The sequence below is a fragment of the Cupriavidus sp. UGS-1 genome (assembly GCF_021213615.1).
In the GTDB taxonomy this organism is placed as follows: Bacteria; Pseudomonadota; Gammaproteobacteria; order Burkholderiales; family Burkholderiaceae; genus Cupriavidus.
This window is the reverse complement of sequence record NZ_JAJQJF010000020.1, coordinates 83,014-102,071: the sequence shown is the minus strand read 5'-3', so window position 1 is coordinate 102,071 and position 19,058 is coordinate 83,014. Positions and strand designations below refer to the sequence as shown.

At 69.9% G+C, this 19,058-nt stretch carries 20 protein-coding genes; 6 read left to right on the top strand and 14 right to left on the bottom strand.

The window, feature by feature from the left end; translation table 11 throughout:
* Positions 1-1,719 (bottom strand): MMPL family transporter (locus tag LRR16_RS21290; RefSeq protein WP_232207045.1); only part of this gene is annotated, 1,719 nt, incomplete at its 3' end.
* Positions 1,720-1,811: 92 nt separating this feature from the next.
* Between LRR16_RS21290 and LRR16_RS21285 the strand changes: the two genes are divergently transcribed.
* Complete coding sequence (locus LRR16_RS21285) at positions 1,812-2,453, top strand: phospholipid-binding protein MlaC (protein ID WP_232207044.1); 642 nt, start codon at positions 1,812-1,814, stop codon at positions 2,451-2,453.
* 11 nt (positions 2,454-2,464) lie between these two features.
* On the opposite strand, the gene LRR16_RS21280 is transcribed toward LRR16_RS21285, so the two are convergent.
* The 6 genes from LRR16_RS21280 to ispH all read right to left on the bottom strand — a co-directional run bounded on the left by LRR16_RS21280 (position 2,465) and on the right by ispH (position 9,469).
* Positions 2,465-3,505, bottom strand: a complete 1,041-nt coding sequence (locus LRR16_RS21280; protein ID WP_064573910.1) for a lysylphosphatidylglycerol synthase domain-containing protein — start codon at positions 3,503-3,505, stop codon at positions 2,465-2,467.
* On the bottom strand, positions 3,502-4,344 hold the full coding sequence (gene hpnK, locus LRR16_RS21275; protein ID WP_232207043.1) for a hopanoid biosynthesis-associated protein HpnK: 843 nt from the start codon (positions 4,342-4,344) through the stop codon (positions 3,502-3,504). Before hpnK ends, LRR16_RS21280 begins: the two co-directional genes overlap by 4 nt.
* A 110-nt stretch (positions 4,345-4,454) precedes the next feature.
* Positions 4,455-5,876 carry a hopanoid biosynthesis associated radical SAM protein HpnJ gene (gene hpnJ / locus LRR16_RS21270; protein WP_232207042.1) on the bottom strand — a complete coding sequence of 474 codons (1,422 nt, stop codon included), beginning with the start codon at positions 5,874-5,876 and terminating at the stop codon, positions 4,455-4,457.
* Positions 5,873-7,264: a bacteriohopanetetrol glucosamine biosynthesis glycosyltransferase HpnI gene (gene hpnI / locus LRR16_RS21265; RefSeq protein WP_232207041.1), complete on the bottom strand. Its 1,392-nt coding sequence runs from the start codon at positions 7,262-7,264 to the stop codon at positions 5,873-5,875. The genes hpnJ and hpnI overlap by 4 nt, the downstream gene beginning before the upstream one ends.
* 6 nt (positions 7,265-7,270) lie before the next feature.
* A complete protein-coding gene (gene hpnH / locus LRR16_RS21260) occupies positions 7,271-8,467 on the bottom strand; it encodes an adenosyl-hopene transferase HpnH (RefSeq protein WP_232207040.1) in 1,197 nt (398 codons plus the stop codon).
* A gap of 66 nt (positions 8,468-8,533) precedes the next feature.
* Complete coding sequence (ispH, locus tag LRR16_RS21255; RefSeq protein ID WP_232207039.1) at positions 8,534-9,469, bottom strand: 4-hydroxy-3-methylbut-2-enyl diphosphate reductase; 936 nt, start codon at positions 9,467-9,469, stop codon at positions 8,534-8,536.
* Between the two features lie 189 nt (positions 9,470-9,658).
* Here ispH and hpnA point away from each other — a divergent pair, with 189 nt between their 5' ends.
* Entirely contained in the window at positions 9,659-10,660 is a 1,002-nt protein-coding gene (hpnA, locus tag LRR16_RS21250) for a hopanoid-associated sugar epimerase (protein ID WP_232207038.1), read from the top strand.
* A 76-nt stretch (positions 10,661-10,736) separates the two neighbouring features.
* Here hpnA and LRR16_RS21245 read toward each other — a convergent pair whose 3' ends face one another.
* Positions 10,737-11,213, bottom strand: coding sequence for a hypothetical protein (locus LRR16_RS21245; RefSeq protein ID WP_232207037.1), 477 nt, complete (start codon positions 11,211-11,213; stop codon positions 10,737-10,739).
* A gap of 252 nt (positions 11,214-11,465) precedes the next feature.
* Between LRR16_RS21245 and LRR16_RS21240 the strand changes: the two genes are divergently transcribed.
* Positions 11,466-11,804, top strand: a complete 339-nt coding sequence (locus tag LRR16_RS21240) for a hypothetical protein (protein ID WP_232207036.1) — start codon at positions 11,466-11,468, stop codon at positions 11,802-11,804.
* Positions 11,805-11,861: 57 nt separating this feature from the next.
* Here the strand turns inward: LRR16_RS21240 and LRR16_RS21235 are convergent, their stop codons facing one another.
* The gene (locus LRR16_RS21235) at positions 11,862-12,458 is read right to left on the bottom strand and encodes a lipocalin family protein (RefSeq protein WP_023265134.1); all 597 of its coding nucleotides are present in this window, start codon (positions 12,456-12,458) and stop codon (positions 11,862-11,864) included.
* A 174-nt stretch (positions 12,459-12,632) separates the two neighbouring features.
* On the opposite strand from LRR16_RS21235, the gene mdtD reads away from it, so the two are divergent.
* On the top strand, positions 12,633-14,081 hold the full coding sequence (gene mdtD / locus LRR16_RS21230; protein WP_232207035.1) for a multidrug transporter subunit MdtD: 1,449 nt from the start codon (positions 12,633-12,635) through the stop codon (positions 14,079-14,081).
* A gap of 26 nt (positions 14,082-14,107) precedes the next feature.
* Here mdtD and LRR16_RS21225 read toward each other — a convergent pair whose 3' ends face one another.
* Both LRR16_RS21225 and LRR16_RS21220 read right to left on the bottom strand, forming a co-directional pair.
* Positions 14,108-14,410 (bottom strand): hypothetical protein, encoded by a 303-nt coding sequence (locus tag LRR16_RS21225; RefSeq protein WP_006577694.1) that lies wholly within the window; start codon positions 14,408-14,410, stop codon positions 14,108-14,110.
* 247 nt (positions 14,411-14,657) lie between these two features.
* On the bottom strand, positions 14,658-14,897 hold the full coding sequence (locus LRR16_RS21220) for a hypothetical protein (RefSeq protein ID WP_006577695.1): 240 nt from the start codon (positions 14,895-14,897) through the stop codon (positions 14,658-14,660).
* 162 nt (positions 14,898-15,059) lie between these two features.
* Here LRR16_RS21220 and LRR16_RS21215 point away from each other — a divergent pair, with 162 nt between their 5' ends.
* Positions 15,060-16,193 carry an AGE family epimerase/isomerase gene (locus LRR16_RS21215; RefSeq protein ID WP_232207034.1) on the top strand — a complete coding sequence of 378 codons (1,134 nt, stop codon included), beginning with the start codon at positions 15,060-15,062 and terminating at the stop codon, positions 16,191-16,193.
* 25 nt (positions 16,194-16,218) lie between these two features.
* Here LRR16_RS21215 and LRR16_RS21210 read toward each other — a convergent pair whose 3' ends face one another.
* The 3 genes from LRR16_RS21210 to LRR16_RS21200 form a co-directional block, all read right to left on the bottom strand.
* A complete protein-coding gene (locus LRR16_RS21210) occupies positions 16,219-16,590 on the bottom strand; it encodes a hypothetical protein (protein WP_064573897.1) in 372 nt (123 codons plus the stop codon).
* 104 nt (positions 16,591-16,694) lie between these two features.
* Positions 16,695-17,414, bottom strand: a complete 720-nt coding sequence (locus LRR16_RS21205; protein WP_232207033.1) for an alpha/beta hydrolase — start codon at positions 17,412-17,414, stop codon at positions 16,695-16,697.
* A 191-nt stretch (positions 17,415-17,605) separates the two neighbouring features.
* Positions 17,606-17,956 carry a hypothetical protein gene (locus LRR16_RS21200; RefSeq protein ID WP_006577699.1) on the bottom strand — a complete coding sequence of 117 codons (351 nt, stop codon included), beginning with the start codon at positions 17,954-17,956 and terminating at the stop codon, positions 17,606-17,608.
* A 522-nt stretch (positions 17,957-18,478) separates the two neighbouring features.
* On the opposite strand from LRR16_RS21200, the gene LRR16_RS21195 reads away from it, so the two are divergent.
* Positions 18,479-18,859 (top strand): hypothetical protein, encoded by a 381-nt coding sequence (locus LRR16_RS21195; RefSeq protein ID WP_232207032.1) that lies wholly within the window; start codon positions 18,479-18,481, stop codon positions 18,857-18,859.
* Positions 18,860-19,058: the final 199 nt, after the last annotated feature.

The window sequence follows — 19,058 nt, the reverse complement described above, 5'->3', positions numbered from 1 at the left end:
CGCGTCGGTGGACGGCGGCGCGGCCGGCTGCGTCAGCGCGGGCAGCAGCGCCTGCGCGGCCGATGCGATCAACGGCAGCTTCGCGTCCTGATCGGCCGGCACGAAGCTGTCGAGCGTGGTGACGCGCGCCACCTCCGGCCGCGCCGCCAGCCGCGCCGCCAGCGCGCGCGCTTGCTGCAGCGACGGCGCCAGCACGCTGACATCCTCGGTGCCCGCCTGCGGCGCGTCCTTCAGCGCGCGCAGCGTCGCCATCGATTCGGAGGCGGGGTCCTTCAGGTTCAGCGGATCGAAGTCGAAGCGCAGCTGCGTCAGCAGCGGCGAGGCGGCCACGATGACACCGCAGGTGACCCACAGCACCGGCTTGCGATGGCGCTCGAAGAAGTCGTCGGCGGGCGCGAGCCAGCGGATGCCCGGCGCGACCGTCTCGCCGTCGGGCTGCAGCACGCGGATCAGCGCCGGCAGCAGCGTGACCGTGGTGAAGAACGCGACGAACATGCCGACGCCGGCGATCAGCCCCAGCTCTGCCACGCCGCGATAGTCGGTCGGCAGGAAGGCGAAGAACGCCGCGGCCGTGGCCGCCGCCGCCAGCGACAGCGGAATCGCCAGCGCCTGCGCGGTATGGACCAGCGCCGTCACGATATGGTCGCGATCGTGGCGCTCGGCCCGGTAGCGCACGCCGAACTGGATGCCGAAGTCCACGCCGAGGCCGACGAACAGCACGGCGAACGCGACCGAGATCATGTTCAGCGCGCCGACCATCGCCAGGCCGAGCGCGGCGGTGACGGCCAGGCCCGCGAACAGGCTCAGCAGCACGGCGACGATCAGCCGCGCCGAACGCAGCGCCAGCCACAGGATCAGGATCACCACCAGCACCGTCACCGCGCCGTTCAGCGCGGCGCCGTCGGCCACCGAGGCGAACTCGTCGTCGGCCAGCGCCTGCGGCCCGGTCAGCCGCACCTCGGCCGCGTAGCGCTGCGCCAGTTGCAGCTGCGCCGCGCTGGCGCGGATCGCGGCCGAGGCATCGGCGCCGGCCTGCAGGTCGCCGTAATCGAGTACGGGGCTGACCGCGACGAAGGCCAGCGCCGGTCCGGCCGCGGGCGTCGGGTCGGCCAGCGTGCGCCAGGACAGCGCCGCCGGCCGGCCCGCCAGCACCTGTTCCAGCGTCATCGCACTGCGTGCGAGCAGCGGCGCCATCTGTGCCAGCGTGACCTGGCCCATCTGCAGCGGCAGGCCGAGCGAGACCGACAGCGTATCGGCCAGCCCGCGCAGGCTCGGATCGCGCGCCAGCGCGTTCAGCAGCGGGCGCGCATCGGTCAGGTCGCGCGTCAGCCGGGCCAGCGCCGGCGTATCGACGAACAGCAGGCCGTTGCGCGCGAAGAAGGCGCCGCCGCCGGGCTGGCGCACCGCCTCGAAGTGCGACGGCTGTTCGCGCAAGGACTGCGCCAGCGCATCGGCGGCGGCCTCGGCCAGCTCGGGGACCGGTGCCTGCACGACCGCCAGGATCAGGCGATCGCGGTCGGGGAAGGCCTGGTTCAGCGCGGCATCGTAGCGCGCCCAGGGCGCGTCGAGATCGAGCAGCCGGCCGATATCGGTATTGATCGCGAAGTGCCGCGCCGCGTACCAGCCGCTGCCGGCGCAGACCACGGCCGCCAGCGCGATGGTCAGCCAGGCGCGCGCCGTGGCCAGCATCACCAGGCGGGTGATGGCCGCGGTCAGCATGTCGGCAAGGCCTTGCCAGCCGGCGCTGCAACGGCCGCCGCCGCGGGGCTATACTCGATCGCTCGCCTTGCCATGCAGCCGGATTGCCGATCATGTTCCATATCCGTCCCCATTCGCCGATTCCCGCGCTGGCCATCGCAGTGCCCGCGCTGATCTGTTCCCTGCCTGCCAACGCCGCCGAGCGGGCCGCGCCCGACCGCCAGGTCCGCACCGCCGTCGAAGGCGTGATCGCCGCGGTGCGATCCGATCGCGCGGCCAGCGCCGGCGACCAGGCCAGCGTCGTGGCCGTGGTGCGGCGCCAGTTCCTTCCGTACACCGATTTCGCGCGCACCACGCGGCTGGCGCTCGGTCCCGCCTGGCGTACCGCCAATCCGGTGCAGCAGCAGCAGCTGGTCGAGCAGTTCCGCACGCTGCTGGTCCACACCTATGCGCTGTCGCTGTCGCAGCTGCGCGGCCAGGACGTCGAGTTCCGCTATACGCCGGCGCAGGCCGGCGCCAACGCCGACGACGTGGTGGTGCGCACCCGCGTGATCACCGCCGGCGACGAGAATCAGATCGACTATCGGCTGCGGCGCGGCGTCGACGGCTGGAAGATCTACGACATCAACATGATGGGCGCGTGGCTGATCGAGGTCTATCGCCGCCAGTTCGCCGACATCGTCGAGCGTGACGGCATCGACGGACTGATCCGCTACCTGACCGACCACAACGCGCGCCAGGCCGGCAGCCGCTGAAGCGCGGCGCCTCATCGCGGACGGCCCCGTGCGGCCGAGCCGGGCTTGCCATGCCGGTCGCGCCAGCGGCGCACCTCGAACCACTGCCACGACAGCAGCGCCGGCACGCCGTACAGCACCTCGCGCGCGCGCCGCACCAGCGCCAGCGACAGCGCGGTCTGCGCGTCGATGCCCAGCAGCTGTCCGAGCAGCATCACCACCGCCTCCTGCACGCCGAGCCCGCCCGGCACGAAGAAGGCCATATTGCGCGCGGCCATCGTCAACGACTCGATCGCCAGCGCCTCGCCGAACGACACCGGATGGCCGAGCAACCGCAGCGCGAACCAGGTCTCGACGGTGCCGGCGGTCAGCCCCAGCAGCTGCCAGACCGCGGCGGCGACCGGCGTGCGCAGGCGTCCCAGCAGCGCGCGGATGCGCTGGTCCAGGCCGGCGCCGAGGTCGGCGCCGGCGATCGCATCGACCATCCGGTGTTCCTCGCCCAGCAGGCGCCGCGCCAGCCGTTCGAGCCGCGCGAACAGCGCGCCATGCCGCAGCGCCAGCGCAAACGCGACAGGCAACGGCAGCGACAGCAGCAGCCCGCCGCCGATCGTCAGCGCGCGCTGTTCCTGATGGCCGCCGGGGATCGCGGCGATCAGCAACAGCACGCCGATCACGCAGTACAGGTACTGCGAAAACAGCGTGACCATGACCTCGACGACCACGCTGGCGGTGACCGCGCTGGTGTCGCCGACCTGCAGCCTGCCCAGCCGGATGCCGGCCAGCTCGCCGCCGACATTGGCCGTCGGCAGCAGCCGGTTGACGGCCTCGCGCACGCTGGCGACCCACCACAGGAACAGCATGCCGGGACGGGCCATGGGCGCCGCGGCGCGCAGCAGCCCCTGCCAGGCGCGCGCATCGAGCGCGATCGCGACGCCGTGCACCGGCAGCAGCCACAGCAGCGGCCAGCCGGCGCGCGCGACGGTGGCCGCGATCTGGCCCACGCCCTGGTGCACGATCAGCGCGCCCAGCGCGATCAGCCCGATCAGGCCGGCCAGCAGTCCGAGCCGCTTCATCGGGGCCACCCCGGCGACGCACAGGGCCCGCCGTCGCCGATGCGCGCGGGCAGCTGGTCGGCGAAGCCGCCGCGCCGCGGTGCCGCCCGTTCCAGCGCGGTACGCACATGCGGCGACAGCAGCGCGGCCAGCTCGTCGGCATGGCGGTAGCCGCGCATCGACGGCGCGATCCGCTCGCCCGATTCGGTGGCCGGATGCAGATAGAGTTCGCCTACGCCGGGCGGCAGCGCGCGCAGGGCGGCCAGCAAGGCCGGTTCGTCCATCGCGCCGCTGCGGGCGATACCGATCACATAGTCGTTGTGCGCGATGCCGGCGGCATCGAGGCGCCGGCGCAGCAGCGCGAGCCATGGGCGCAGCCACCACGGCGCGCCGGCCTCGCGCGGCAGCCGCATCGCGCGCAGGCCGTAGTCGCGGCCGATGGCCAGGATCAGCGACAACACGGTCGGATGCAGATGGAAATGCTTGTGGGTATTGACGTGATCGAGCGCGAGACCGGTCGCGGCGAAGGCGGCGAACTGCGCGCGGATCTCGGCGGCCAGCTGGCGGCGCACCGAATCGGACAGCACGAAGCGCAGCCCGTCGCGCGCCATCGCACTGCCGAAGCGGCCGGCGGCGTCGACCAGGTCCGGGATCGCGGCCGGCGGCAGCACCGACGGTCCGTCGGCCAGTACCAGGTGCAGGCCGACGCGCAGCGTCGGCAGCCGGTGCGCGCGCGAGACGGCGTCGGCCGCGGCCGGCGCCCCGACCATCAGGCTGGCGGCGTCGAGTACGCCGTGCCGATGCGCCAGTTCGACCGCCTCGTTGACCGCCGGATGCAGCCCGAAGTCGTCGGCGGTCACGATCAGCGCGCGTGGGCGCGTGCGGCGCGTTGCCGCGGCGGCGGCTGCCGCGGCCGCTGCGTTCGGTGCGGTCCTTGTCGGTGGCGTTGGCGGGATCGGGCTTGGCAGAATCAGGCCTCGTGGGTATGCAGGAAGCGGAAGAACTCGACGCCCTCGCGCAGCCGGCGCCGCGTCATTTCCCAGCTGCCCATCATTTCGCGGGTGATTTCCCAGATCTTGGACGGCCGGAAATAGAAGCGGCGGTAGAAGGTCTCGACGCCGTGATAGATCTCGTCGCGCGACAGATGCGGATAGCTGATCGCCGCCAGCTGCACGCCGCGATCGTTGACCAGCGGGATCACCTTGTCGTCCGCCAGCCAGCCGTTGTCGAGCGCCTGCCGGTACAGCGCGGTGCCGGGGTAGGGCGCGGCCAGCGAGACCTGGATCGTATGCGGATTGATTTCCTGTGCGAACGCGATGGTCTTCTCGATGGTCTCGCGCGTCTCGCCCGGCAGGCCGAGGATGAAGGTGCCGTGGATGGTGATGCCGAGCTTGCGGCAGTCCTCGGTGAAGCGCCGCGCGATATCGGTGCGCAGGCCCTTCCTGATGTTCAGCAGGATCTGGTCGTCGCCCGATTCGTAGCCGACCAGCAGCAGCCGCAGGCCGTTGTCCTTCATGATCTTCAGCGTGCTGTAGGGGACGTTGGCCTTGGCATTGCAAGACCATGTCACGCCCAGCCTGCCAAGCCCGCGCGCGATCTCCTCCACCCGCGGCCTGAAGTCGGTGAAGGTGTCGTCGTCGAACATGATCTCGCGCACCTCCGGCATATTGCGCCGGATCCATTCGACCTCGGCCAGCACGTTCTCGGGCGACCGCACGCGGTAGCGATGGCCGCCGACCGTCTGCGGCCACAGGCAGAACGTGCAGCGCGAGCGGCAGCCGCGGCCGGTGTAGATCGAGACATAGGGGTGCAGCAGATAGCCGATGAAGTAGTGGCGAATGTTCAGGTCGCGCCGGTAGACCGGCGAGACGAACGGCAGCGCGTCCATGTCCTCGATCATCGGACGCGGCGGGTTGTGCTCGATCGCGCCATCGGGGGCGCGATAGCTTAGCCCGGCGATCCGCGGCAACGGCAGGCCGGCGGCGACGTCGCGGCAGGTGTAGTCGAATTCCTCGCGGCAGACGAAGTCGATCGCCTCGCTGGCGGCCAGCGTGCCGCCGGGGTCGACCGCGGCCTTGGCGCCGACCATGCCGAGCCGGATGGCCGGATAGCGCGCCTTCAACGCCTGCGCGAAACGCACGTCGGCCGGGAACGACGGCGTGCTGGTATGCACGATCACCAGTTCGTATTGGCCGGCGATGGCCAGCGTCTGCTCGAGGTTCAGGCCGTCGGCCGGTGCGTCGAGCAGGCGGCTGTCCGGCACCAGCGCCGCCGGTTGCGCCAGCCAGGTCGGATACCAGAACGAGCGGATCTCGCGCCTGGCCTGATAGCGCGACCCGGCACCGCCATCGAAGCCATCGAAGGAGGGCGCTTGCAGGAACAGGGTCTTCATCGGGGCCTCCGTGAGACGGAAGGGTGTTGCGGTCGCGGGCTTGTTTTGTTTGCGTGGGCTGGCCCTCTCCCGCAGCCCCTCTCCCGGAAGCGGGAGAGGGGAGCAAACCTCGAGCCAGAAGACGAGTTCCCGATGTTCTCCCCTCTCCCACCTGCGGGAGAGGAGGCGGGGGAGAGGGCAGCAAACCGCTGCTTCGGAGACGGGCCACTGGTGTTCTCCCCGCTCCCACCTGTGGGAGAGGGGCCGGGGGAGAGGGCAGCGGCGCTCGCCATCCCATCGCGCGTCCACTCGATGGCAAGACGCGCACCGCGCCAGCGCACCTGCCGTCCCGCCATCGCGACCGTCCATTCGAGCAGCAGCAGCGTATCGCGCCACGGCGCGCGCAGCGCCGCGCCGGCATCGCGGCAGCGCGCCGAGCGGGCCAGCACCCCAAGCGCGGCCAGCAGCACGACCGCACGCGAGGGCGCCAGCAGCAGCCCCAACACCAGCATCGGCCAGGTGAAGGTCAGAAAGACCAGCGCGAAGCCGGCCGGATCGAGCGCGCGCAGCGTCCGCAGCCAGCGCAATTCGTGAGACCACAGCGCGCGCGGCGTGGTTTCCGCGATATCGGTGCGGACCTCCACGTCCGACAGCACGGTAAGCAAGCCTTGCCGGCGGGTCAGCTCGCCGAGCCAGTAGTCGTCGGCGAGCCGGTCCGCCACGGCCGCGAAGCCGCCGATCCGCAGCAGCACCTCGTGCCGCAACGCGATGGTCGCGCCGAAGCCGAAGCGCTGGCTGCCGCCCGCCTGCGCGACGCGCACCGCGCGGACGAACCACTCGTCGATGAACTGGGCACCGAGCCGCGCCCATGCGCCACGCAGCGGCCGGCCGCGATACAGGCAGGTCACGATGCCGACGCGCGGATCGGCCAGCGGCGCGGTGACGCGCCGCAGATAGTCGGCGCGCACCGCGATATCGCTGTCCGCGATCACCAGCCGTTCGTGGCGTGCCAGCGGCAGCATCGCGATCAGGTTGGCGACCTTCGGATTGATGGGGGTGACGTTCGGCCGTGCCGCCGCGGGCCCCTGCGCGCCGATCGCCACGGCGATATCGCAGTCGGGGAAGGCGCGCCGCAATCGCTCGACCACCGCCAGCGCGGCATCGTCGGCCTCCGATACGCCGAACACCAGCTGAAAGCGCGGATGGCGCTGCCGGCAGAAGGTCGCGAGATTGCGGTACAGGCGCGGCTCGTCGCCGCACAGCGGCTTGAGCACCGTCACCGGCGCGAGGCCGTCATCGCTTCGCACCAGTGGCGCAGCGATGGGGCGGCGGCTGGCCCACCACGCCGCCGCGGCATAGCCCGATGCCAGCACGGTCAGGATGGCGCCGGCCAGTCTCGCCCAGTCCATGCGCGTTCAATGCAGGGCCGTGGCCCGGCGGTCCGGTTCTGGCGCGCGGGCGGCGTTGCCGGAATCGGCCGAATCGGCCGATTCCGCCGCCCCGCGGCGGATCTGCTCGAGCTTGATCTCGACATGGCGCGAGAACACATACTCGGCCGGGCGCTGTCCGTCCAGCGGAATATCGGGCGCCATCGGCCCATCGGTGCGCACGCCGCGCAGCGCCACGCGCATCGCCTTCAGCGGATGCGCGACGGTATCGGCGACCGCGGTGGCCTCGTAGCCGCTGTGCACCATGCAGTTGGCGCATTTCTCATAGTTGCCGGTGCCATAGGCGTCCCAGTCGGTGTCCTCCATCAGCTCTCGAAACGTCGCCGCATAGCCTTCGCCCAGCAGATAGCAGGGACGCTGCCAGCCGAACACGGTGCGCGCGGGATTGCCCCAGGGCGTGCAGCGGTAGGTCTGGTTGCCGGCGAGGAAATCGAGGAACAGCGTCGACTGGCTGAAGGCCCATTGGCGGCCGCGCCGGCCGCGCGCGAGGATGTCGCGGAACAGCTGGCGCGTCCTGCCGCGGTGCAGGAAATGCTGCTGGTCGGGCGCGCGCTCGTAGGCATAGCCTGGCGAGACGGTGATGCCGTCCACGCCCATCGCCTTGACCGAGTCGAAGAAGCGGGCGACGCGCTCCGGGTCGGCATCGTTGAACAGCGTGCAATTGATGTTGACCCGAAAGCCGCGCTGCTTGGCGGCGCGGATCGCGGCGACCGCGCGCTCGTAGACGCCGGGCTGGCAGACCGCGCGGTCGTGCATCCCGGCATCGCCGTCCAGGTGCACGGACCAGACGAAATAGGGGCTGGGCCGGTAGGCGTCGAGCTTCTTCTCCATCAGCAGCGCGTTGGTGCACAGGTAGACGAACTTGCGGCGCGCGACGATGCCCTCGACGATGGCCGGCATCTCCTTGTGCAGCAGCGGCTCGCCGCCGGCGATCGACACCACCGGCGCCCCGCATTCGTCGACTGCAGCCAGGCACTCGTCGAGCGACAGGCGCTGGTTCAGGATGGGCTCGGGGTAGTCGATCTTGCCGCAGCCGGCGCAGGCCAGGTTGCAGCGGAACAGTGGCTCGAGCATCAGCGCGAGCGGATAGCGCTGGCGGCCGGCCAGCCGCTGGCGGACCACATAGGCGCCGACGCGGGCGACCTGGAGCAGGGGGATGGCCAAGGCGCGCTTCCTCCTTCGATGTGGGTGGATGGATGCCTGGGCGGGATCGCGCTGCGCCCGGCGGCTTCAGGCCATCGTGACGCCGGCCAGTTCGGCCGGCAGCCGGAACTGCGCGTTTTCCTCGCGGCCATTCATCGTGCTGACTTCGACCGTGCCCAGCCGGCGCAGCGCGGCCAGCACGTCCTCGACCATCGCCTCCGGCGCCGATGCGCCGGCGGTGATGCCGACCACGGCGGCATCGCGCACCCAGGCCGGGTCGAGCTCGCTGCCGTCCGCGATCAGATAGGACGGCACGCCGCTCTCGCTGCCGATCTCGCGCAGGCGGTTGGAATTCGAACTGTTGGGTGCGCCGATCACCAGCAGCACGTCGACCTGCGTGGCCAGCTCGCGCACCGCGCTCTGGCGATTCTGCGTGGCATAGCAGATGTCGCGTGTATCGGGTCCGACCAGATCGCGGAAGCGCCGTTCCAGGGCCGCGATGATGCCGCGCGTATCGTCGACGCTCAGCGTGGTCTGGGTGACATAGGCGAGCGGGGTATCGGCGGCCAGGTCCAGCTGCGCGACCTCGGCCTCGTTCTGTACCAGGATCACGCGGCCGGGAATCTGGCCCATGGTGCCGACCACCTCGGGATGGCCGGCATGGCCGATCAGGATCACGATGCGGCCGCTGGCCGCGTATTGCCGGCCCTGGTTGTGGACCTTGATCACCAGCGGGCAGGTCGCGTCGATCGCATGCAGCTGGCGCGTCCGGGCTTCTTCCTCGACGCTGCGCGCGACGCCGTGCGCGCTGAAGATCGTCACCGCGTCGGCCGGCACCTCGTCGAGCTCCTCGACGAAACGCGCGCCCTTGTCGCGCAGGGTGTCGACCACATGGCGATTGTGGACGATCTCGTGCCGCACGTAGACCGGCGCGCCGTGCTTGACCAGCGCGCGATCGACGATCTCGATCGCTCTTACCACGCCCGCGCAGAAGCCGCGCGGCTGAGCCAGAATCACCCGCATGGAGACGTTCCCCCTGGCAATACCCTGTCGACACAGCGCCATCGGTGTCCGGGAAGCGTCGCTTCCCGTCGTACGGTGGTTACTATATACCCGCGTCAGCGCCTCTGCCCGGCGCCAGGGGCGGCACGATCGACCGCCTGATCGACCGCCCGATCGACCGCACGATCGACAGCAACGATGGAGAGCCCGATGGAAAGCATCGACGACGACGTTCTGGTGACCGGCGCATCGGGTTTTCTGGGCTCGGCGGTGGCGCGGCAAGGGCTCGCGCACGGCTGGCGCGTGCGCGTGCTGGTTCGCGCCGGCAGCCCGCGCGGCAATCTCGAAGGCTTGCCGGTGCGTATCGTCGAGGGCGACATGTGCGACCCGAAATCGGTCGAGCGCGCGATGCGCGGGGTCCGCTATCTGTTCCACGTGGCGGCGGATTACCGGTTGTGGGCGCCCGAGCCCGAGGGAATCGTCCGCACCAATGTGGTCGGCGCCGAGACGATGATGGCCGCGGCGCGGCGCTGCGGCGTCGAAAAGGTCGTCTATACCAGCAGCGTCGCCACACTGCGCGTGCAGGGCGCGGCCGCGCCGGTCACCGAGACCGCCACGCTGTCGCCGCAGCAGGCGATCGGGGCGTACAAGCGCAGCAAGGTGCTGGCCGAGCGCGCGGTCGAACGGGAGATTGCGGGCGGGCTGCCAGCCGTGATCGTCAATCCCTCGACACCGATCGGGCCGCGCGACATCCGGCCTACGCCCACCGGCCGCGTGATCGTCGAAGCGGCCAGCGGGCGCATTCCGGCCTTCGTCGATACCGGCCTCAACCTCGCGCATGTCGACGATGTCGCGCAGGGGCATTGGCTCGCGCTCGAACGCGGACGCATCGGCGAGCGCTATATCCTCGGCGGCGAGGACGTGCCGCTGCGGCAGATGCTGCGCGATATCGCCGAGCTGACCGGCCGCCGCGGGCCGCTGGTGCCGCTGCCGCGCTGGCCGCTGATCCCGTTCGCGCATCTGTCCGAGGCGATCGCGCGGCGGCGCGGCACCGAGCCGCTGCTGACGGTCGACGGGCTGGCGATGTCGCGCTACCGGATGTACTTCAGCTCGGACAAGGCGCGCCGCGAACTGGACTACCGGCCGCGGCCGTATCGGGAAGGGCTGCGCGATGCGGTCGAGTGGTTTCGCGGGGCGGGGTATCTGCGCTGAGACCGGGGGATTCGAGCGCGCCAATGCAGCGGCGGCCCGCAGGCCGCCGTACGCAACGATGATCGTGGGGCCGGACCTACCAGCGCAACTGCTTGTTGCGCTGCCCGGCGCTCAGCGTGGTGCGCTTGGATTTGCCCTGATAGTCCGCGGTGACCTGGTAAGTGCCCTTCGGCCCCTTGATCAGGCAGCGCGGTCCGGTCGAGCGGAAGTTGGCGACCTGCTTGCCGCCGCGCGACAGCGTGATATCGACATCGGACAGGTATTCGCCGCGCGGGCCTTCGGTCATCAGCAGGCCCATGTCGTAGTTGCGGGCCTCGGCACGCATCGCTTGTTGCTCGTCTTCGGCTACGCCGCCGCAAACATAGGTGAAGGGGCCAGCCGTCTGCGGCGTCAGGTCCGCCGCCAGGGCGGGGACGCTGAAGGCCAGCGCGCCGAGCGCGGCGGCACCGAAGCGGGCGAGGCGACCGGCAGGGCGGTGCGGGTGGCGGCGAGGGTCGGTGCGGCCGGAATGGCCAAGGCAGGACGATTCGGATGCAAGAGTCAGTGTCTTCATCGAGGTTCTCCTGTGACGGGGATAGCCGTTTGACGATGCGAAGGCCGGGTTTGTTCTCGCCTCGCAGGCAATTTGCCGACGGGTTTTCTGCTTTCTTGCCGATCCCGCAAAAGTAGCCGCGACCATCGACGCGCCGCAGCGGACATCCGGACGCGTAATACAGCGTCACAAATGCAACACTTCCCGAGGCCAATATTACGGCGCCGCCGCATACAGTACGCCCATGTTCAACGGTTCCTCAGGGGGACAGCCATGAAACGGATTCTCGCAATGGCCGCTGTGGGCGGTGCCATGCTGGCAGCCAGCGCCGCGGCGCATGCCGGGGTGGACATCCATATCGGCGTCGGCGTGCCGGGCGTGGTGGTCGCGCCGGCCCCGGTCTACCGGCCGGCCCCGGTCTATGCTCCCGCGCCTGTCTATGCGCCGGCCCCGGTCGCCTATGCGCCGGCGCCGGTGGTCGTGGCGCCCCGCCCGGTGGTGGTCGCTCCCGCGCCGGTCCGCTACGGCCCGCCGTATGGCTACGCCCGCGGCTGGCACCGCCACGACGGCTACCGCGAGGCGCGCTGGCGCGACCACGGCCGCTGGCACTGAGCCACGCACGCCGGCTTCGCGATCGGTGCATCGGCGAAGCCGGCGGCTCGGGCTGCCTCAGGCCGGCGCCGCGGGCGCCGGCGCTTCCTGCAGCGTCGCGTGTTCGGTCATCCGCAGCGCGTCGACGTCGTAGCCGAGCTCGGCGACCCGATGCAGCAGTTGCGAGCGCAGTGCCGGCTCCGGGTCGCGGGCGCGCGTCAGGATCCACAGATAGCGCCCCGACGGCTCGCCGACGATCGACCAGCTGTAGTCTTCGGCGTGGTCCAGGATCCAGTAGTCGCCGACATAGAACGGTCCGAAGAATGACACCTTGAACTTGGCGTTGCGGCTATCCGGCACCACGCGCGCCTTGCCGCGCGAGATGCGAGGCTTGCCGGTCGCGTCGCGGCCGGCGCGGTTGACGATGTCGAGCAATCCATCCGGCCGCAGGCTGTACTCGGCGGTGACCGCGTCGGCGCCCTGCTCGAAGTGGTTGTCGTAGCGCGCCATCTCGTACCAGCGCCCCAGGTAAGGGTCCAGTTCCACATCCTTGTCCGGCTCGGGCACGTGCGGGTTGCGCACGGGTTCGCGCGAGCGCGCGGCCAGCAGCAGTGCCGCACCAACGCTGGCGACGCCGGCAAGCGTGGCCAGCGTGGTCATGCGAGCCTTGTTCATCTCTGCCTCCTTGGGTCCTTTGGGGTCGGGACATCGGCCAGTCTAGGCAGCGATCAGCGCCGGCGGCATCGGTCCGCGTCCTACGCGCACGGCGGGCCGGCTGCCGGCCTTGTCGTACCGCAACGATGTGGCGTATGGTGCTGTATTGACTTGTCTCCATGGAATTGCAGCCGCATGACGCCCACCCAGGACAGCCAAGCCCGCACGCGCAAGGTGATGTTGTGGGTCGTCGCGGTCGGCTTCTTCATGCAGACGCTGGACAGCACCATCGTCAATACCGCGCTGCCGGCGATGGCGGCCAGCCTCGGCGAGAGTCCGCTGCGGATGCAGTCGGTGATCATCGCGTACTCGCTGACGATGGCGGTGATCATCCCGGCGTCGGGCTGGCTGGCCGACCGTTTCGGCACGCGCCGGATCTTCCAGCTGGCGATCGCGCTGTTCGTGCTGGGCTCGCTGCTGTGCGCCTATGCGCAGAGCCTGCCGTTCCTGGTGGCGGCGCGCGTGGTGCAGGGCGTCGGCGGCGCAATGCTGCTGCCGGTCGGGCGGCTGGCGGTGCTGCGGACCTTTCCGCGCGAGCAGTTCCTGCAGGCGCTCAGCTTCGTCGCCATCCCCGGCATGATCGGCCCGCTGATCGGGCCGACGCTGGGCGGCTGGCTGACGCAGGCGCTATCGTGGCACTGGATCTTCCTGATCAACGTGCCGGTCGGGCTGCTGGGCGGCCTGGCGACGCTTCGCTATATGCCGGACAGCCGCCTGGCCGAGACCGGCCGCTTCGACCTCGCCGGCTACGCCTTCCTCGCGACCGCGATGGTGACGATCTCCTTCGCGCTCGACGGCCTGGCGGACTTCGGCTTCGAGCACGCCACCGTGCTGATGCTGCTGATCGCCAGCCTGGCGGCGCTGACCGCCTACGCGCTGCACGCGGCGCGGCGCACGCAGCCGCTGTTTCCGCTGACGCTGTTCCGCATCCACAGCTTCAGCGTGGGCCTGCTGGGCAATCTGTTCGCGCGCACCGGCAATGGCGCGATGCCGTTCCTGATCCCGCTGACGCTGCAGGTTTGCCTTGGCTACTCGCCGCTGTACGCCGGCCTGATGATGCTGCCGGTGACCGCGGCCGGCATGCTGTCCAAGCGCGTGGCGACCCGCCTGATCGAGCGGCACGGCTATCGGCGCGTGCTGGTGACCAATACCTTCGTGGTGGGCCTGGTGATCGCCTCGTTCGGGCTGATTTCGCCGACGCTGCCGCTGCCCCTGGTGCTGTGCCAGCTGGCGCTGTTCGGCGCCGTCAATTCGATCCAGTTCACCGCGATGAATACGGTCACGCTGAAAGACCTCGGCGGCGCCAGCGCCAGCGGCGGCAACAGCCTGCTGTCGATGGTGCAGATGCTGGCGATGAGCCTGGCGGTGACTTCGGCCGGCGCGCTGCTGGGCACCTTCAACCGCGTATTGCAGGAGCACGCGCAGGCCGGACCGTTGCCGGCGTTTCATGCCACCTTCGTCTGCGTCGGGCTGATTACGTCGGCGTCGGCGTGGATCTTCATGCAGCTGACGCCGGAGGATGATACCGGCACGGGCCGGGCCGCCCGGGAAACCCGCGAGACGGCCGAGGCGGCGGAGGTTTGACGGCGCCGACCGGGCAGGGCACGCGGTCAGGACTGGCGTGCCTGCGCCGGAAGATGGGCGCGGCGGATATTCGGCGCGCAGGGCGGGATGTCGTGATGCCACTCGCGCGGGATGTCCGGCTCGACATCGTATTCGTTGCGCACGATGGTCTCGATCGCGGTACAGACGCCCACCGTGCCCCTGGGGCCCACGCAGACCAGGCTGCGCGGATGTTCGGCATGGCGCGGTACCGCGTACACGTGCATGCCTTCGCGATACAGCGGATGGCTGGGCAGCCGCGCATTGACCATCTCGACGAAGCGGCGCGGACTGATCACTGGCTTTTCCATGGCGGTCTCCCTGCGAGCGGAACAGCCCCGCTTGCCGGTGCGCCGCGGCGCCGGTGGCCAGTGGGGGTCTCCCGTCGTGGTGAGAGTCGGTCGGATCGGGTCCAGTGAGACGCCGACGGCGTCTGCGCCCTGCCGGCAAGGTGCCGTCAAGCCAGGTCGCGAGCGCGCAGCAGACCCGCGTCGGGCGGAGACCCGACGTCTTCAGCGTAGTGCATATCGGCCGGCGTTCAAGCGCCGGCGCCCCGGCTCAGTGTTCCGTGGCGACGCGGGGGCCGTTCAGCAGCCGATTGCATTCGGCCCAGCCGGCCGCCTGCGCCTCGGCCTGCGTGGGCCATTCGGCGTGCGCCTCGATGATGCAGTCGCAGTCGGCGCTGCCGCAGTGTTCCTCGAGCACCATCTGCCAGGTGTAGGCCTGCGGCTGCAGCTCGATCACGTGCAGCACCACGGTACGGTGCTGGTCGGACAGGGACAGGGATGTGTTCGGCATGGCGGGGCCCCCCTTGCTACCTGATTCATCGTAGCAGTTGAGCCGCGGGAATTCGGCCTGGGGCGCCGTCCGGTCCGCCGCTTTTGTTTCGTGGGCATTTACAGTATCTTCTGCGCTTGCGCGTGCCCCCGCCCGTGCCCCGCCGCCGACCTCCTTGTCTCGATGAGCCGCATTTCCTCCTCCGCCGCTTCGAACACATCCGCCGACCTGGGCGCCGCCGTCGCCTCGCTGCTGGCGCACTACGACTCCACGGTGCTGCCGCTGTGGACCGGCCCCGGCTGGCACGAATCGATCGGCTTGCCCTACGAGGCGCTGGCGGGGCACGATGCCAGCCCCCTGCCGGTGCAGCGCTATCGGGCGATGGCGTGCGCGCGGCAGCTCTACGTGTTTTCGCGCCAGCCCGACCGGATCGCGCATGCCGATACGCTGTTCGCCGCGCTGCGCCGGCGGTTCGCCGACCCGGACGGGGGCTGGTACTACAGCATCGACGCCGGCGGCGCGCCGCTCGATACCGGCAAGGACCTGTACACGCACGCCTTCGTCGTGTTCGCCTGCGCTGCGTACTGGCGCCGCAGCGGCAATGCGGACGCTCGTGCGGTGCTGGACGATACCGTCGCGCTGATCGAAACGAAATTTGGCATTCCCGACGGGCTGTACCACGCCGCGCTGGCGCGCGACTTCACCGTCGAGCGGGAGGCGGTGCTGCAGAACCCGGTGATGCATCTGACCGAGGCCTATCTGGCAGCCTATGAGGCCACGGCCGACCAGTGGTATGTGCAGCGCCTGCGGGAGATCGCGCAGCAGGTCCAGCGGACTTTCGTCGATCCGGCCAATGGCTGCGTCGCCGAGCTGCCGCTGGGCACGGCCGACAACCGCATCGAGCCGGGCCACCAGTTCGAGTGGTATTCGCTGCTGGCGATGGCGCCGTCGGTGTTCGGCGCCTGCGAACTGGGCGAGTCGCTGACGCGCGGCTGTGCGTTCGCGCAGCGCCATGGCGTGGCACCGCAGACCGAGGGCGTGGCCGCGGCGCTAGGCGCCGACGGGCACATCATCGATGCGACGCAACGGATCTGGGCGCAGACCGAATACGCGCGGGCGCTGGCGCTGCGTGGCGACGAAGAGGGACGCGCCGCGCTGGCGCGATGGTTGGCGGCTTTCCCTGGCCGTTTCCTGCATGCGCGCGGCTGGCACGAATGCATCGGCCCCGACGACGCGGTGCTGCGCGGCGAGATGCCGTCGACCACGCCTTACCACCTGGCCACCGCCTACGAGGCGCTGCGCAAGCTCGCCGATTGAATCCGGGGCGGTAGAGCGGGGCGGCTCAGTCCTGCACGCCGTTTTCGCGCAGCAGCCGCTCGCATTCGTCGAGCATGTCGTGCGCGAAGGCCGATTGATAGTTCGGGTCCAGCGCTTCCATCATTTCATGCGCGGCGTACAGCCCGGCCGCGCGCGACAGCGTCTCGGCGAGCTGGCGTGCCAGCCGATCGCTCAGCTCCGACAGCAGCCGGCGCTCGCTCAGCGCCAATTGCAGCCGCGAACGCGACAGCCATTGCGCGGCCAGCGTCGCGCCCTGCGCGTCGGTCATCCATTTGCCATGCTCGTAATAGGCCGACAGGCGCTCGGCGGCCAGCGCGAAAAGCAGCGCCTTGCGGGTATCGAAATCGAGCAGGGGAGCGGAAGGAGTCGCTGACATCGGAAAACGAATCGGATGGGCGGTGGTGTGCCCGACGAACGGAAATTGGCGCGGTCAGTCGATGCGAGTGGGCAACGGCAATGGCAGCGGCAGCGGCAGCGGTATCAAGCCGCGGAACCGGCGCCGGCCGACGCCAGCCGCTGGCCAAGCCAGACACCGATGTCGGCGATCTCCTCGAGGCAGACCGAATGGGGCATCGGATAGGTTTGCCACGTCAGCGGATAGCCGCGTTGCTGCAACAGGTCGCGCGCCTGCGTGCCAAGCGCCAGCGGCACGACGTCGTCCTGCGCGCCATGCGCGGCGAAGATCGGCGTGGCGGCGTTGGCCGGCGCGGCCTCGGCGTCCAGCAGCGCGGGCGAGGCCAGATAGGTCGACAGCGCGATGATGCCGGCCAGCGGCTCGGGATGGGTCAGTCCGGCCAGATAGGCCATCGCGCCGCCTTGCGAGAAGCCCGCCAGCACGATGTGCGAGCTCGGGATGCCGCGCGCGTTCTCGCGGGCGATCAGCGCGCGGATCGTTTCCCGCGACGCGCGGATGCCGCTCTCGTCGGCGTGGCGGCGCGCGTCGTTGAGCGACACGATGTCGTACCAGGCACGCATGATATAGCCGCCGTTGCAGGTCACCGGAATCAGCGGCGCGTGCGGAAAGACGAAGCGGACCGCAGCGCTCGGGGGCAAGCCAAGCTCGGGCACCACCGGCACGAAATCGCCGCCATCGGCGCCCAGGCCGTGCATCCAGATCACGGCAAAGCGTGGCTCCGGTGCGGTTTCGATTTCGATGGGGGCGTCGGCGGCGGATGGGGCGGCGTAGAAGGCTTCGGTCATGGCAGGGCGCGAGGGTCAACGGCGCGCTGGGGAGGGACTGGACGGCATCGAGAGGGGATGGCGTGCGATGCCCTCAGGGAAACGCCGGCATCCGCACTTTGCGAATGCAACGGCGCCAGGCAGCGCGGCTGCGCAGTATCGCACAGATGCGGCGCGCACCCGCCCCGGGGCGCACCGCTGAAGGCAAGGGATCAGGCCGCCGAGGGGACGATCGGCACGGTGGTCAGCCCGGGTGCGATGCGCGAAGGCGGCGTGGCCGTCTGCGGCGGCACCGGCACGGTGTGCGAAACGGCGGCCTCGGCCAGCTCGGCGTGCTCGGCCGCAGCGGCCTCGCTGGCGCGGCGTTTGTCGACCACCTGTTCGACCCCGGCGCTGGCCACCTCCTCCAGAAAGCCGACCATGTCGCGGTAGTAGTCGACCTGCATCTGCGCCTCCAGCAGCCGCCGTTCGGCCTGGAACAGTGCAAGCCGCATGTCCTGCAGCTCCTTGGCGGCGATCTTTTCCGGGCTGGGTGCAATGAACAGTGATGCAAGCGAACGCATGGCGGTGTACCTCCCGTACTGGACTCGATGATCCTTGTGGTCGAAAAACCTCTCAGGCCATGCGATCCAATATAGACGCCAATGCACGTCGGCCATGTGCGGCGGACCGCATCCGTCGCGGATCGCCCACAACCGCGCGCCCGGCCCGATTGTCGGATCGCGGCGGAGCGGGGTAGATTGTCCGGTGTGCCGCAGCGGGACACGCCAATTTATGAGCTTGGCTTCACGTGGCGCACCTCTCGATGCGACTGCTAGGGGGCGCCACAATATTTTTCTTGACTATCTATCTATCGATAGATAACATGCAACGCATGGAAGCCGCAGTCCGTTGAAGCCCTGAATGCTCAACGCATTGCAGGTCCAGCAGCATTACCGAGCCGCCGAGGCTATTTTTTTGACAATGGTTGTCTATCTACGAGTAGATAATCACTGTCACGGAAAGCGCCGGTGTCACCGTTGCCAGGACTGACGCGGAACCTTGAACGAGAACCCCGCCGGTCCAACGAAGCCAGGAGAAACATCATGCAAGCCAAGTTCGCCAAGACCCTGATCGCCATCGCCACCGTGGCCGCCGCAACCGTCGCGGGCCAGGCCACCGCCGCGTCCGCGGGCAGCGTGCCGGCCGACCGCTACGGCTACGAACTGCGTACCGGCAAGTTCGACCCGTACAGCGAGGGTGCCCGCACCGGCAAGTTCGACGTCTACAGCGAGGGCGCGCGTGCGGGCAAGTTCGACCCGTTCACCGAAGGCGCCCGCGTCGGCAAGACCGATCCGTTCACCGACAGCTTCCGCAGCGCCGGCCTGGATCGCACTGGCGTGTCGGCCTCGCCGTCGCGCCGCTTCGACTCGTACACCGACGGTGCGCGCAGCGTCGATACCTACACCGACGGCGCTCGCGCCTGAGTCCGCGGCGGGCGTCAGGCCCGCGGCCATCATCGTGGCCGGGCCCCCGTACCGCGGTCCGGCTTGTTTTCAGGAGTCGATCATGGGAATTCGCGACAGTGTTCTGATTGTGTCCGGCTGGCTGTTGCTCTGCGGGGCAAGTGGTTGGCTCGTCACGGCGATCGCGCAGGTGTTGCCTGCTTGAGGGCGCGCATGGGCT